The organism is Bremerella sp. JC817, assembly GCF_040718835.1.
In the GTDB taxonomy this organism is placed as follows: Bacteria; Planctomycetota; Planctomycetia; order Pirellulales; family Pirellulaceae; genus Bremerella.
Genome location: NZ_JBFEFG010000268.1, coordinates 98,124 through 113,975 on the forward strand (window position 1 = coordinate 98,124; position 15,852 = coordinate 113,975).

Annotated in this window: 10 protein-coding genes; 1 reads left to right on the forward strand and 9 read right to left on the reverse strand. The window is 56.7% G+C overall.

From position 1 onward, the window contains the following. Positions 1–94: 94 nt before the first annotated feature. The 7 genes from AB1L30_RS11920 to AB1L30_RS11950 all read right to left on the reverse strand — a co-directional run bounded on the left by AB1L30_RS11920 (position 95) and on the right by AB1L30_RS11950 (position 11,247). Complete coding sequence (locus AB1L30_RS11920; RefSeq protein ID WP_367013649.1) at positions 95–1,243, reverse strand: substrate-binding domain-containing protein; 1,149 nt, start codon at positions 1,241–1,243, stop codon at positions 95–97. A gap of 186 nt (positions 1,244–1,429) precedes the next feature. Beyond that, on the reverse strand, positions 1,430–2,614 hold the full coding sequence (locus tag AB1L30_RS11925) for an AGE family epimerase/isomerase (protein ID WP_367013650.1): 1,185 nt from the start codon (positions 2,612–2,614) through the stop codon (positions 1,430–1,432). Further along, positions 2,614–5,202: a sodium/solute symporter gene (locus AB1L30_RS11930; RefSeq protein WP_367014094.1), complete on the reverse strand. Its 2,589-nt coding sequence runs from the start codon at positions 5,200–5,202 to the stop codon at positions 2,614–2,616. Before AB1L30_RS11930 ends, AB1L30_RS11925 begins: the two co-directional genes overlap by 1 nt. A gap of 46 nt (positions 5,203–5,248) precedes the next feature. Beyond that, positions 5,249–6,163: a dihydrodipicolinate synthase family protein gene (locus AB1L30_RS11935; RefSeq protein WP_367013651.1), complete on the reverse strand. Its 915-nt coding sequence runs from the start codon at positions 6,161–6,163 to the stop codon at positions 5,249–5,251. Positions 6,164–6,177: 14 nt separating this feature from the next. Continuing rightward, positions 6,178–9,771, reverse strand: a complete 3,594-nt coding sequence (locus AB1L30_RS11940; RefSeq protein ID WP_367013652.1) for an exo-alpha-sialidase — start codon at positions 9,769–9,771, stop codon at positions 6,178–6,180. A 43-nt stretch (positions 9,772–9,814) separates the two neighbouring features. Next, positions 9,815–10,249, reverse strand: a complete 435-nt coding sequence (locus AB1L30_RS11945) for a hypothetical protein (protein ID WP_367013653.1) — start codon at positions 10,247–10,249, stop codon at positions 9,815–9,817. 59 nt (positions 10,250–10,308) lie between these two features. Beyond that, on the reverse strand, positions 10,309–11,247 hold the full coding sequence (locus tag AB1L30_RS11950) for a DUF1559 domain-containing protein (RefSeq protein ID WP_367013654.1): 939 nt from the start codon (positions 11,245–11,247) through the stop codon (positions 10,309–10,311). Positions 11,248–11,595: 348 nt separating this feature from the next. Between AB1L30_RS11950 and AB1L30_RS11955 the strand changes: the two genes are divergently transcribed. Then, entirely contained in the window at positions 11,596–12,669 is a 1,074-nt protein-coding gene (locus AB1L30_RS11955; protein WP_367013655.1) for a methyltransferase, read from the forward strand. Positions 12,670–12,677: 8 nt separating this feature from the next. Here the strand turns inward: AB1L30_RS11955 and AB1L30_RS11960 are convergent, their stop codons facing one another. Both AB1L30_RS11960 and AB1L30_RS11965 read right to left on the reverse strand, forming a co-directional pair. Continuing rightward, positions 12,678–14,474: a serine protease gene (locus AB1L30_RS11960; RefSeq protein ID WP_367013656.1), complete on the reverse strand. Its 1,797-nt coding sequence runs from the start codon at positions 14,472–14,474 to the stop codon at positions 12,678–12,680. Between the two features lie 78 nt (positions 14,475–14,552). Then, complete coding sequence (locus AB1L30_RS11965; RefSeq protein WP_367013657.1) at positions 14,553–15,758, reverse strand: SHD1 domain-containing protein; 1,206 nt, start codon at positions 15,756–15,758, stop codon at positions 14,553–14,555. Positions 15,759–15,852 lie beyond the last annotated feature (94 nt).

A 15,852-nucleotide genomic window follows, 5' to 3' on the forward strand; every position in this document is an offset into this window, starting at 1 on the left:
CAATTGCCGCGCGGCTGCCTAGGAAAAACTTTTGCGGTATGGCAGTTTTTCGCCTTGCTTCGCAAGTGGCAGTTACTTGGCGGAGAGAGTACCTTTAACCGGTGCGATATTCGGCGGGGGTAATGCCGGTATGTTCTCGAAATGCACGGATGAACCCACTGGTGCTATCGAATCCACTCCGCACAGCCACATCGACAATGCTGAGCGTTGTCGACGTCAGCAAATGCTGGGCATGACGCATCCGCGATAGCCGGATTTCCTGCGCGATCGAATGCCCGATCAACGACTTAAATCGCTTTTCAAGCGTCTTGCGGCTCATCTCGCCATTGTCGACCACGTCGGTCACGGTAATCGGATGATTGCAGCGTGCCCGGATGAATTCGATTGCTGCAGCCACGTCGCAATCTTCGAGTGCGAGAAACTCGGAAGATCGTCGTACAAACATGTTGCCCGGTGGGACGACGATTGGCTCTGGCGGAATCGGCTCGCCTTGGATCATTCCGTCGAGAAGCTGGGCCGCTAGAAATCCGATCCGCTCTGAGTTTTGCGAAATACTGGAAAGGGGAGGCATCGTCGTCTCGCAAATCAGCCGGTAGTCGTTCACCCCGACGACCGACATGCTGAAAGGGACGTTGATGCCCAGGCTTTTGCACGCTTCGACTACTTCATGGGCGAACTCGTCATGGCAAGTCGCCACGCCACAAGGTTGTGGTAACCCACCAAGCTGCGATTGGAGCGCCGCTTGATCGATTCGCCGATCGATGACGTCGCCATTGACGATCGATTCAAAGGCAATCTCGATGGAGGTCGCATGGTGCCCTTCCTCGTGCAGTCTGCGTAAGAAGCCTTCCCGACGGAGACGATTGTGATGCCAGGCAAAGTGGCCGACGAACGCGAAATGTTTCAGCCCCAGACTCAGCAGGTGATCTGCCAGGCGGTCGCCGATCGCGAGGTTATCGGAATGCACAATGGCCTGGCTAGGAGAAGGTTCTTCGTGCAAGGTAAGATTCACAAAGGGAACCTTGAGCGACTGCAGAAACGCAATCTGTTCGGCGGTTTCGGCATATGCGATCACGCCGTCAGCGTCGGCCTGAGCCAGCGTGTCCCAGGGAACATAGGGAATCGCGGCGTGCTTGATGATCTGAATCTGCCCGGTCTCCGCCGCGTATTGCATCACGCCCCGAATCATGCGGACTTGATTGTCCGAATAGGGAATGACGACGAGCGCGACTTTATGGGGCATCGTGGCACGAGAAAGAGGTTGACGAAGTTGCCATCCCGCATGGTCTGGCGAGCGGCGTCGCCGGTCGGAAGAGGCTGGACGACGCGTTGAGTCTGTTGTAGACACGATTCCACCAGGTCGGTTCAAATTAGCCAATCCGGTTCCCCATGGCAAGGGAGCGAGATTCTTCCAAAGCGGGGGACTGAACTACGGCAAGACGCATTCATGAACCGGAAACTGACTATCCGCCATGATTTGCCAGCACATCAGTTGCATCCTCGGCAGATGAAATGGTCCTTTCCAAAGGCCACCTTTCAGCGTCGAACTAACGCGTCCATCGCGATGAAGATAGCCGAACCATTCGCCCGACTCGGGATCGGGAAAATGCGTATAAGCCCAATCGTGCACCATCTGATGCCACTGGGCATAGCGCAAGTCTCCCGTGAGCCGATAAGCAAGCAGGGTCGCGATGATGGTCTCATTTTGCGGCCACCAGAACTTCATGTCGTGCCAGTATTCTTGGACTGGCTTACCATCGATATCGACGAAATAAAGAATGCCTCCATACTGCTCGTCCCAGCCCCGCGGCCACATGTAATCGAGCATCTTTGTCCCCAACGAGACGAGTTGCGAGTCACCTCGCTGGTGACCTTCCCACATGATGAACCAGGCCCCTTCGATCGCATGCCCTGGGTTTAAGGTGCGCCCGTCAAAATGATCGAGCCGCTGACCGTCGAGGCCAACGGTTTCCATCACGCAGTGACAATCGTCGTGAATATGAAACGATTCGATCGCCTCGATACTTCGATCGATCCAAGCGTCGGCCCCTGGCAGGTCAATGGATCCGCGAAGTTCCTGCGCCGTGTTAATGGTAATCATGGGAACACCGATGCCGCGCGTGGGGCGCACGTCGGTGAACTTGGGTTCAACCACATGATTCACGAAACGGTCGAAGAGCAACTTGGCTCGGTCGGCATACTGCTCTTTGCCGGTCGCCTTGGCAAGTTCACCGTAGGCAATTGCGGCAAACGACTCCGAAAACGCATAGCGGCGCTTCCGCAGTGGTTTACCCTCGCGAGTCAGGTGGAACCACATGCGCCCGTCGGCTGGATCGCAGCAATGCTGTTCGAGGAACGTCAGACCATGTTGTGCCAGCTCTAACCATTCGGGACGCTGCTCGACTCGATTGAAGAGTTCGCCTAAGAGCCAAGTGAATCGCCCTTGCTGCCAGACTCCCTTGTCGGTATCGACGATCGTTCCATCGCGATCCAGCGACGTGATGAAGCCCCCATGTTCGCGGTCAATACTATACCGCATCCAAAAAGGAAGGACGTCGTTCAAAAGCCCATCGCGATAGGTGGTCAAAAGTGATTGTCGCCGAACTTCGTCCACTAGAGTGTTACCTTTTCATCACGAGCCGGTGCAGGGGTTGATTCATAAATCGTCAGACCAGCCAGGTCTCTCGGCTGACCACCCCTCAGGAAACTGGCGAGGTAGCCCATCACGAAACAGATTGAAACACTGGCAGCCGGATAGAAGTAACCATTAACCGGCGTGTATCTCCAGATCACCAGCATCGAGAGTGTCCCGGCGATGGCGCCGACCATGGCACCCCACTGATTTGCCCTTCGCGTGAGTGCCCCCAGTAGGAACAGCCCGCCCAGCATACCCATGAAGAGGCCCAGAATCATGATGAAGGCGTCGAACAGTGAACGAATATCGGGATGGACAAACATCAGGCCAAGCATCGTGCCGACCGTTCCAATGATCAAAGTGCAGGCCCGAGCAGCCCACAGGTAACCACCTTCCGTGGTGCAAAGATCCAGCGGCCGCAGGAAGTCAACAATAATGGTCGTCGCCGAAGAATTCATACTGGTCGACACGGTCGATTGGGCCGCGGCGAACACGCCAGCAACAATCAAACCGGCCAGCCCGACCGGAATCTCACGCGCGATGAAGAGCGGAAAGATCTGATCGGTGGTGATGGTCGGATCGAGCTTCTCGGGATGGCTGGAATAAAAGGCGAACAGCGCCGTGCCTATCAGGAAGAAGAGGATCGTCGCAGGGATCGTGAGTAGTGCGCTCAACCAGATCGAACGGGCTGCAAGCTGCTCGGTAGGGGTCGTGACGTAACGCTGAACGACAGCCTGATCGGCAGTGTACGAAGCAACGTTCTGTCCTACGGCACCAGCGATGATCACCCACAGCGCGACCTGGGCACTGGAGATGTCGTGATGCCAGTTCGCGTAATTGAATTTCTGCGATTGCTGTGTGATCTCCCAAAAGCCACTCATGCCTCCATCAACCCCCAACAGCAGTAAGCCCACCGCCAGGAAGGCACCACCGAGAAGGACAAACGTTTGAATGGTATCGGTCCAAATCACCGCCTCGATTCCACCCAAAGTGCAGTAGGCGATACTGAGCACTCCCATCAGCAACACCGACTGGCTCGGACTGAGTGGGGTGGCAACTGCAAGAGCCAACGCGGTTAGCGACATGACAACCGCCATCCGAAACAGGTGGAAGAGTACGAAGCTCATGCTCGCGAGTAGCCGCACCGGCCGCCCAAAGCGCATCTGCAGATATTCGTACGCGCTTGTCGCATCAATTCGTCGGTAGAAGGGAAGGGCGACGTAGACTGCGAGAATAGCAACGAGCGGAATCGTCAAGTTGCCAATCGCGTAGACCCAATCCTGAGCGAAGGCTTTCGAGGGAAGTCCGGTAAAGGTCAGCGAACTGAGCATCGTGGCAAAGATGCTGCAGCCAGCGGCCCACCACGGTATCTGTTTGCCCCCGCGAAAGTAGTCGTCGGTATTCTTATTTCTGCGAGTAAAGTAAACACCGATGCCGACCATCGCCAGCAAATAGGCAAACAAAACGCCGTAGTTGATCCACCCAAACCCAGACGAAGTCGCCACCAGGGTTACCAGCCAAATTTTGGGCGAACGAACTCTTGGTCGAACTTCCCCAGTGGGAATGACGACTGCGTTATCCCAGCGAACGGCCGACGTCGTCACCAGGTTCTCGGGCGTCTTTCCTGCGCGCGTCCAGGTATCGGTGATCGTGTGATAGGCCCAAGCCTCTTTCGGGAAACCAGGGTGCAAGTCTTTCAGTTCCTCCGCCTCCCCCCAGTGGCTGTCATCGGCAGCTCCCAGAATCAGGAGGTGGCTCTGACCCATCCCGATTGCTTCGCCTGCCATCATTACGCGAGGGGCCTGCCGGCGTTGGACCCAGTCGCCGGTTGTGGGGCGATATTCCCAAGTATCCGCAAGAAACTTCGTTTCGTTTTCGACTGCAGATCGGCCTCCGATCACATAGATCCCGTCATAAAAACCGTCGTGCTGTGCCGCGACCAGATTGAAGGCACGAGCCACGCCAGGCAAGGGAGCGAGTTCGTGCCACTTCCATTGGGTTGGTGGAACGTTCGGCATCATTTCAAGGACCCACATCTCGTTGGTGGCACTGGCAAGGTCCAAACCTGTTTGACCACAAGCGAGATAGACCTTCGAACCGACAACCACGGCTTGGGCATACGCAACCGGATGAGGAAACGGAGCGCACTCGACACATTCGATGCCGTCGTCCGTCCAACGCAGCAAGAAGACATCGGCGTAGGTACGTTCGGCGTCGCAGCCACCTATGCACAGAACGCCATGCGGTGTTGTGACACTTGCACCATAGGCAATCCGCCTGGGCAGCTCCCCACCGTCATGCCAGACATAGCGATTGTCGGTCCGGGTCAGCACGTGAATGGCGTTGGTCCACTGCTTGTCTGCCTCCCAGACAGGTCGTGGAAAGTTAGCACCACCGGCGACAATAAGGGCATCATGACTCACTCCGGTAAACGCACCTGCAACGCCGAGTTCGTTTGGGAGTGCCGGAAGTTCCTGCCACTCAAGCAGCGACTGGGCAGCTGTCGGACGTTGGCCAGCACCAATTCCGATGAATGCGACAATCGTAAGGATGAAAGGGCGGAACATGACTAAGCAGGCATCGGCCTCGGTAAGGGTGGCAGGAATGTGAACGTTACGGGGCAATCAATTCTGCCAGCACATCAAGCTGGACCAGATCTTCCCGTAACTTGGCGACTTGGTTGCGAGTGAGTGACTGCTGAGGTAAGCGGCAGGTCCCGAACTCGAAGCCCAGCATCCGCAAGACTTCTTTCATTGCGGAATGGAATGGGAACTGCCCGAGGATCCGAATCATTTCGATCGACTTACTTTGAAGTTGCCGCGCTGTCTGCATGTCACCAGATTCAAAGGCGGCGCTCATTCGCTCGTATAAAGGGGCGGCAATGTTGTACGTACTGCCAATCGCACCTCGGGACCCAGTAGCGAGCGCCCCAAGCATCATCTCGTCGCAGCCCCAGACCACGTCGTACCGGCCACCTTCGAGTTCCAAGCACTGCTGGAACTCGTGCAGCTTGGTATCGGTGTACTTCAGACCGGCCAGGTTCGGGATGGCCTGCCCGGCTCGGCTGAGAAAGTCGACGATGTCGACCGTCGAACCGGTCAAGACCGGAATGTGATAGTAATAGAACGGCAAGCCTGGTGCGGACGAGGCAATCTCGTGCATGCACTCGATCAGCCCCTCCGTGCTGGCGATCTTGAAGTACGATGGGCACGTTGCGGATACCGCATCGGCTCCGATCGACTCGGCATGGGCCGCGAGCATCTTGGCATCGGTCAGGCTGTTATGCCCGACTTGAACAAAGATTGGAACGCGACCGGCCGCCGCTTGGACATAGGCTTCCGCGACACGGCAGCGCTCGTCAGTCGTCAGGCTCATGCCTTCCCCTGTGCTTCCACAGACATAAAGGCCGCGAATGCCACTGGCAATCAGGTACTCGACCATAGCCTCAATTGGTGTCACATCGAGACGGCCGTGGGCATCGAACGGCGTATAAGTTGCGGCAACAAGGCCGTGGATTCGATCGGTCATGGTAAAGCGATATCCTAAGGTTGGCTCGTCGTGGGAGCGAACGGGAATGGTTCCGTAGTGAAAGGAGAAGCAGGCAAGCCTTCGCCATTGAAAAAGTTAACTGGCGGCTCTGGAAATGGTGCCCAGGCATACCGAGCAAACTGAGGCGTGGTGACCTGGGACGAAGTGAGGCGAATCGTGTCCTCTTCGATCTTGGCCGTCGCAGGGTAGAACCGTCGATCGGTGCCTGCCACTTCAAAGTGACGCAGCGGCTTGGCGTCGGACGAAGTCAGTCCGCTCTTGGCGTGGGTGAACGAAAGAACGAGGTCGTTGCCGGATACCACTGAGTCGACTAGTTGCGGTCCCGTGCAGTCGGAGCCGATGTCGATCGAGTAGACCTCAGAGAGGGCCAACCGAGCGAGTCGCTCGCCGACCGGACGTTTCTCCGCTGGATGAACATTGGTCCGCTCGCCGGTATCAACCGTGACTGCCATCGAGCAGTGAGGAACTCGTTCCGCCACGACTCGTTGCCCTTCGCGGAACAGGGGCCACGCTGGTCGTTCGATGACGGGAAGCTGAACGAACAGGAACGGAAGCTCTGGCCGGGCCAGCTGTTCTCGCCAGTCGCTGATCAAGGCATCCAGCAGGGGCACATGCTGCACGGCACGAGCTTCCGTTTCCGCATTCGATTCCCCCTGGTACCACAACACGCCCCGGAATGGAAAGGAAGCGATCGGGGCAACCGCCGAATCCCACAGAAACCCAGGCTTGAAGGGATGGTTTGGGCCAAGATCATCGCCTGCGATTGGCTCGCCATTTTGCATGCCGGTCAACAGGTTGTCGTAGCCGCGTTGGCGGCAGAAGTCTCCCAGCAGCGGATTGTTCAGCCAATTGCCTTGCACCAATGGACGAAGTTCGTCAGAGCCCTCCAGGCATCCGCGACGAATCCAAGCTTCGGTCGGCGATCCACCCGAGGAAACATCGATCAGCCCGACCGGGACCTGCAACTGCTGTTCGAGTTGCCGACCAAAGTACCAGGCAACCGCCGAGAACTTCTGGGCCGACTCTGAGGTAGCTCGCGCCCAAGTGCCTTGTTTGAAGTTGGCGACTTTCAAGGTCTCGTTCAGCGCGTGGCTGTTGGCCCGGGGAATGCCAGGGGCGGAATCTTCCAGATCGAGCAGCCGAAGCGTGCGCTGAGACGTGATGGCGATTTCCGCCTTGCCTTCGTGCGTCGATCGAAGCGGCCAATCCATGTTCGATTGCCCGGCACATAGCCATACTTCGCCAACCACAACGTCGTTGAATTCAATTGAGTCGCCAGCGGCGGAGACCGTCAAGCGAAGCGGCTCAAAACTGGCCTTCCTGGCCGGAAGGCTTGCCGACCAACTTCCGTTGCTGTCGGATGTTGTCGCGATCGTATCGGCTCCCAACGTGACGCCAACGGGCACTCCTGGTTCGGCTGTTCCTGAAATGGTGACAGGAAAGTTGGCTTGAAGCACCATGTGGTCGCCAAACACTTTCGGAAGCGATAACGATGTCTTCTCTGGTGTTGGTTTGCGAGGTGGCTTCGGTGCGAAGATGTCTTGCAGCGGGATACGCTGGAAGGTGAGCTGCGATCGGCTTCCTTCGTACAGAAGGCCGACCGTCTTGTCGTCGATCATGGTCATGCAAGAATATCCTGCCCCACGTCCTTCATCGAGAAGAACGCGATACTCTTGCGGCCAGGTCTCCCCAGAATCGGGCGAGCCTTTGATGGTGATCAGTTCGCGGGCCGCTCGGCTATCTGGGTTCGAGAACAGCAGCCGAGGACCCGGCGAACCTGTCGTTTCTGAGGCAACATTGATCAAGCTTGCCATGCACGCTCCCGGCTCGATCAGCAGCTTTTGCGAACTGGGATGTTCCTGCCAGGTCTTTCCCATGTCGGTCGTCGTCATCACGACGCGTAACCCGGCCCGGTTATAACGGCAGTTGAGCATCAATTTGCCTGGTTCGATTTCGACGACTTGCGCCTCGGTCGTATCTGGCCAGGCCGCCGTGCTGCTATGCCAGGTCTTGCCGTGATCTTGGGAATAGATGATCGCCGAATGAGGCAATCGTTTGGCGTCTTGAAACTGCGAAGCAAAGACGAGCGTGCCGTCCTGCATCGTGATTCCCTTGCCAGGACCTTGCAGCAGCAAGCACCATTCTTTGCGTTTGACTTGCGAAGTGATGTTAATCGGCTTCGACCACGTCTTACCGTCGTCATCGGAACGCGTAAGCACGATCTGGCCCGTTTCGTCGGGGGTAAGCCCAGGGCCAGAGCCATGCCAGGCACGGTTCCCATGACTCCAAAGTCCCGCTACCCAGATCGTGCCGGTGTTGCGATCGACCAGCACGGCCGGGTCACCGACGCCATCGTATCGCCACTTGGGATTCTCGCCCATGTCGAGGATGACTTGCATCGGCTCCCACGTCTTTCCGCCATCAGTACTGCGCGACATGCCAACGTCGATGTTGCCAGGCAGGTCTCCTCCATTACTGTGGCGGATATCGTAAACGGCGATCAGTGTCCCGTCATTCGTCGTCGTCAGCCCAGGGATTCGGTAGGTATGAACGTCGTCGTCTTGCGACTGGCGAATCGCATGGCCGATCCGCAGGGGAGCTGCAGGCCTTTCGTATTGGGCTTCGTATAACTTGCCAGCCACGGTGACCGATTTGCACACAAGCAATGTTGTGTGCGAAGGATCGGCGTCCTTCCTCAACAGGATGGAAGCGTAGATCGTGTTCGTTCCTGGTTGGAGCGGACTGGTGCCATTGAATCGCAACTCGTTGGAAGGGGGGTGAGCACCACCAAAGATCTGCAAACCAGGCCCCACGCTTTCAGGGTGATTCCAATTGGGCTTGGTTCCATCGGCAGAGCGGAGCAGCTCGATGGATTCGATATCGCTTTTGGCAATCGTGCCGCCAAGTTCGAGTTCGATTTGCTGAATGCTTAGCGGCTCTAGATTGCCATCTGTTTCGATCGTGATTTCCGCGACGGCGTTGTATCGGCAGCCGGTAAGAACGGGCACCACGGGATAGTTGACGTTGACCTGTTTCACCTGCATCGGGGCATCGCGAACGAGCGAGACGTCGTCGATCAAGACACCACTTCCAGCCGGGGAAGTACTACGAAAGCGAACCTGCGTGGGTGCTTGTTGGGGTAACGGTAACGTGAGGTGATGGCGGAACGAACCAACCTGGGCCTTGCCGCTATCTTGGTAAAGGATCTTCCACTGGTCATCGAACTTGCCTTCGATCGTGAATTGAAATGGGGGCCGGGAAGTCCATCGTTCGAACCAGAGATCGAGGCGATCGACGCCGCCAGAAATGGGTTCTGGCGTCCAGAGGATCTCGCGCATGGAGCCTCCGAACAAACGCAAGGACTGCTGGCCCGAACGATGGTGTGCCCGAGTGATCTCCGCATGGCCCGCTTCGGCGGACCACGTTCCTGAGAGATCGCTGGCGCGTTGCAGATTACCCGCGGGCATCGTCTCGAAGCTGGTCGCTGGCGAGATTTGGACGGAGGGCTGCTCCTGACCGAAGCCAACCGCCGCACCGGCCATCAGCAGCAGGGCACTGATCCAGATTGTTGTGAGCGAAGATTTCATGTAGGCAACTTTCACGTAGACAGGCGACGATCGAGGAACGTGGCTACATCTTCAGGTCGAAGTCAAAGTGATTGTTCTGCTCGCTCACGTCGGCATTGAGTTGCGTCCGTGCGTTGTAACGCGACGGAATCGCCAGCGCCGTGCCGGATGTCAGATCGACGGTGGCAGGTGCGGCGAACTCGTCTTCATTTGGATCTTCGCCACTCCATACGATGCGTACCTGATTCGGGCCTTCCGTTGCTCCGAGGGCGGAGTCGGAGAACATCATCTGATAGTTTCCGTTGGCATCGGTCAGGCCGGAAGAACGACGCCCTTCGGTCGGTTCAAAGTAAACTTTCAAGCCAGAGACGGGCGAGCCGTTTACCTTGACCGTACCAGAGACCGGAATCAGCTTCTGCGTATTCGCAGCGGGACTGCACCCGGTCGCCGCCAGCAGGGCGAGGGTAACGGCGGATGCGAGTAACGATCGTGTCGACATGGAATTCACCTGAATCGAAAAATGAGTTGACGAAGGATGAAGTCGCTGCAGGACCTTGATTAAAAGTTTCCGACCACCTGGCCATCGTTCCGCTGGCCTAGTCGCAGGTAAGTGGTCATATCGATCGTCTCGGGCAGAAACGTCGTCGAGCCATCCGACAACGCGAAGATCGCTCCGCCTGGGTGTCGACTGGTGAAGACGCGTTCTTCCTGGAAGCCATTGTTGCCACCATCTTCGTTGATCGCGAAATCGACCACGCCGGTGATGGCAAAGACCGCTCCGGTCGAACAGTTCGCACACTTGTCGAGTCGCGTTCCAGCCCAGACGCCCATCTGGTTGCCGTGAAGCTGGCTTTTCTCGCCGATCGCCAGCGTGTTGCTCGTCCCGTCGGTGATGTCGGCGAAGCGAACGCCGCGACCTGGGCCGAGGACCCCTTCAAACTGATAGGTCGCCATTTGGGAGTCGGTTCGACCGTAGAAGGGATTCGAGGAACTCGAAAGGGCTGGCGACCAGGCAGCTCCGGATTGAGCCGTATCGTATCGCCCCAGAACGCCACTATAGTTGGAGGCCCCGAAGCGAAAGCCGCCGTTGACGACGATCGGATCAGGATTGTCCGAAGGACAGACGTATGCTGGAAGCAGCGTCTGCGTCAGATCGAAGTTCGCCACACCAAGGCCGACGATTCCGACCTGAAGTTGGTCGTAGAGGGCATTCTGTTCGATGTAAGGCAAGAGGAAACTTCCCCAGCCCCACGAGGCCCGACCGAGAGTGTTCGATCCGCGCCCTTCCTGAAAATAGATCCAGCCTGGTGGAAACGAACCGATCGTATCGTGATAGTTGTGCAGCGAGAGACTCAACTGCTTCAAATTGTTGGTGCATTGAATGCGTCGAGCCGCTTCGCGAGCTTGCTGGACGGCAGGCAACAACAATGCGATCAGGACGCCGATGATGGCAATAACCACCAACAACTCAACGAGCGTGAAGCCGTTCCTTTTCATGGGGTTTCAACCTTCTGCAATGGTATCCGGAGAATGAAAATGAATAAGTCGGAATCAAATGCATCGATGGTGTGTGTCGTGTTGGACGAAAGCCGAGGATCGAATCCGCATCGCGAAATGCAGGGGCTACCAATGGCGTAGCGACGTCGGTCCGAGGCGTGGGGATTGAATGGGATCAACGACATACACGAAACTAACAGGACCCGTTTGGATAGGTTGCCGAAAAATGGCATGCTTATGTGCGCAAATGACCCGGGTGATATTTTTTTCAGTGAACGGGTCGTAAACGGCGATCAGGCGGGCTTTCGATAGCACCACCCCAAAAAATCAGATCTCAGGCAACTTCCCATGCAAAACCCAACCCACAACAGCGCTGGCATTCAGCAGCCCACCACCGATCCAACGCCGATCTTCGAGCATTTCCGCGGGATGCATGGTTCGGAACTGCTGACTGCGGCGGTGGCTCACTTCGATCTGTTCGGCCGTTTAGAAAAGACGCCGCTGACCTTCGACGCGCTGCGGAAAGAGCTGCAGCTCGAGAAGCGTCCGGCCGTCGTGTTGATCACGGCGCTGCGAGCGATGGGGCTGATTGCCGAGTCCGATGGCAAGTTAGCCCTCACCGAGCTGGCCAGCGAGCATCTGGTGCCGGGCAAGATGTTCGATTGTGGAAACTATTTGGGACTGGCAGCCCAGACCCCTGGCGTGTTGACGATGGTCAACCTGCTAGAGAGCAATCGTCCACTGGGTAGCGATGGTGATGATGCCAGCGGCGCGGCGTATATCTATCGGGATGGGATCAAGTCGGCGATGGAAGCGGAAGATCTCGCGCGGCACTTCACGTTGGCACTCTCCGGTCGTGCCAAGAATGTCGCACCAGCGCTGGCCGAAGCGGTCGCGATGGACGATGCCAAGGTCCTGCTCGATGTCGGTGGCGGGACAGGGATCTATTCGTACGTGATGCTCCAAAAGAACCCGCATCTGCGAGCGATCATCTTCGACCGACCGATGGTGCTGAATATCGCCGAAGAGATGGCGAAAGAGTATGATGTGGCCGATCGCTGCGAGTTCGTCCGAGGTGATATGTTCGCCGACCCGTTCCCTGAGAAGGCTGATACGATTCTGCTCTCGAACATTCTGCACGACTGGGACGAAGCCGAATGCCAGCTACTGGTCGATAAGTGTGCCGCAGCGTTGCCCGAAGGGGGTCGACTGCTGATTCACGACGTCTTCTTGAACGACGCACTCGACGGTCCGTTGCCAATCGCTTTGTATTCGGCGTCGCTGTTCTCGTTCACCGAAGGACGAGCTTACAGCGCTGCTGAGTATCGCGGAATGCTCGAAGCAGCCGGGCTGACCCCAGGACCGATCGCGCCGACGCTGGTTCACTGCGGCGTGCTGCCAGGAACACGCCACGCCAGGTAGTCGATGTCTTAGCGGCTTAGATCGAGCTGCGAAAGTCCTTTCACCTTCGGTAGCTCCTCGGTATAACGTCTCTTTTCAGGACGACTCACCCTACCACTGGTCTTAGGTGAATCGTCAGGCGAGTAAGGAGCGGAGGACGAGGGAGTCGTCGAGGAAGGGCGATTGGAAGGGGCCGTCTGGTCCAGATAGGAAGGCCGGTCTTCCACGAGCGAACAGCTGTACTTGATAGGAATCGTGAGTGTCTTGCCATCCACGGTAATGTCGGCAGTTCCCTCGTAATCAATCGAACTGTACACCCCAGATCTGGTACTAAAAACCATGTGTGCTTTCCCTTTCAAATGCAAGAAGGGAATCGCCTGATCTTTTTGAACGGTTTTCAAGTCATGGGTCTTTTCCACCGCGATGTCTTTCGTGACGCGTGACTTGACGCGATAGGTGGCTTGCTCAATTGCGGGGTGGAATTCGTACGAGGAAACCTCTTTGACCTTGGGATTGAATCCATATGGCAAGCGGCCACGGAGGAGCGGATTCATTCGGGCCAGTTCCGCCATGCGTGGGTCTTCCTCGATTACCAACTTCGAGTTCTTTTTCTGCGGAACGATCCGCACACTCGACGTTTCCCAGGTATCGGACGTGAAACGAGGGAGCGGCTCGAAGGCGATCGTGCTGAGTTCTCGCACAAACAGAGGCAACGTTTCGATACCATCGTCGTATTGGGTTTCACCGAACGGGTTGAGGACCAATCGGCCAGATTCCTGTTTCGTGGTCCCGCGAATATCGCGATAGAGGTTACCGGTTTTCGTTTGCTCGCTGACAAAAAAGCTGAATAGGACCAGTCGGTTATCGCTGGACCCAACCCCCTTGGGACCGGTTCTGACTTTCATTAGTGCGATTGATGGCTTCACATGTTCGGCCAGGTCAGGACCTGAAAGCTGTGGAGCGGAACTGGAACCGGCCGTGAACGAAATGTTGTTCCGCGCGAGCATGGCGGTTACCAGGTTCGATGGGACGGCGAAACCAACGTTCGAGACGCCATCGCCTGAGAGTAATTCCGACGCGACGCTCGTCACTTGCCCTTTTTCGTCGACGACAGGACCGCCGCTGTTGCCTGGGTTGACGGTCGCGTCGAGCTGGAACATCTGGTCTGGCTTGCCTTCGTTGATGCCGGAGACCGTGCCACGGGCAATCTTCAGACTTTCGCCCAGCACATCAGTCAGCGGGAAGCCAACCACGCGAACTTCTTCCGCGAGACGAATGGTCGACGAGTCGATGATCGGCAGCGCCGGCATGTTGTGGGCATCGATCCGAATCAACGCCAAGTCGTTCCGCGTGTCGAGGTCAACGACTTTGGCAATGTAGGTTTTGCCACCCAGATGGACATCGACGTTGACCGCCCCTTGAACCACGTGGGCGCACGTTACGAGGAAACCATCGGGATGGACGACGAAGGCGGTCCCGGTCGATTCGCCATCTTTGATTTCCAGCAGGCGATTCGGATCGCCAGTGCTGACTTCATACGAGATCTTGCCACCGTGATACTGCTCTTTGTCAGGCAGGGTCAGAACGGTTTGGATCTTGTAGGTCATCTTGCGCGTCGGAACTAGCGAGTATTGCAATTCGGTGGGGCGAATCTGATACGCCGGTTGATCGGCGAATGACGAGAGCGCACCACCACTTCCGTTCCCCTTTCGTCCAAATAGTGGAAGTCCGCCGGAGTTGGAACCGTCGGGCGAGACATCGGTATTGCAGCCGATCGCCGAAGCGGTGACGAGGAGAGCGAGCAGAGCTAAGCGTTTCCAAAACATTCGATTGCGACAAGCCATGGTGGACGGCTTTCGAGAGTGAGGTGATGAGGGTGGGGGATTTTTTAGTCGCGAGTTGGTCTATTCAGAAATTCGCACGACGATCACGTCTTGCTTCGGACCGACGCCGGTGACCGCGACATGATCACCATCGGGTGAACAGGCCAGTTCCTGCACGTTACGGATATTGGTCAGCTCGATCGTCTTGAGATATTCACCGGTGGTGATATCCCAGACGCTCAGCTTCGCCTTGGCACCGGTTACAAGGCGTTTGCCATCCGGTAGAAACTTGAGCGACCACTGAATCTCCGTATCGTGCATCAAACGACCCACGCCAGTCACTGTGTTGACGATGCGGATGTCATAGCTGCTGGAAACGGCAACGTACTCGCCAGTTGGCGAGATGGTCACTCGTTGCGGGTAGCTCTTGTTAAACTCCATCGTTTCCAGGAAACGTTTGTTTTCTAGATCGAAGAGATGCAACTTCCGGCCTTCGGTCGCGAGTGCCTGTTTGCCATTGGGCGTGAAGACACATTCTTTTACGTCCGCATGAACTTCTTTGAACTCGTGAATCATTTGGTGGGTCGCGAGATCCCAGTAGATCAGTTTCTGATCGGAGCTACCGGTAAGTAGCTTCGTCGAATCAGGTGAAAAGGCCATACTGCTGATGGGACCCTTGTGCCCTGTCAAAGTGCCAGCACGACTGAGGTCACCGCGAGGACTGACTTTCCAGATCGCGATCTGTTTTCGGTAGCCAGCGGTGGCAAGCCTCGTCCCGTCAGGTGAGAAGCAACAAGCGAGAATGTCGCCGAGATCATCGAGTTTCGATATCTCGTTAAGAACCGCCTCATGCTCGACGTCGAGCAGCTGAAACTTTCCACTCGACATGCCAGCAGCGATCCAGGCCCCGCTCGGCGAAAAGGTGATGTTTCGGAAACCCCACAGCGGAGCTTTAAAACGTCGCACCTCTCCCTCGGTCACGCCGGTCGGTGTCGAGATCTTCACGACGCTCGGTGGTCCAACCGCTGCTGGCGATTGTTCCCCGAGATAGGCTTTGACCTCTGGGCGAGATTTCAGGAATTGCTGATCGGCAGAAGAAAGACGTTCCCACGGAACGGTCACCATGTCTCCATTTGCCTTACGAAGCGTAAGCGCGCCGTCGCGGAACGATTCGTATTCCGCATCGATCTTGAATTTGCCAGTAGAGTCGGTCCATTCACGGCCCGAAACCATTGTCGTCGAAAGCATGACGAGCAATAGCACCGCGCCAGGTCGTGTCCAAACCATCGAGATGTGCCCCAGAAAAGATGAGTCAGAATCAAGCCCCATGGTACCGTTCTGATATTCAGGTACAAGTCTGCGAAAGCCTTTCATAGCAGAC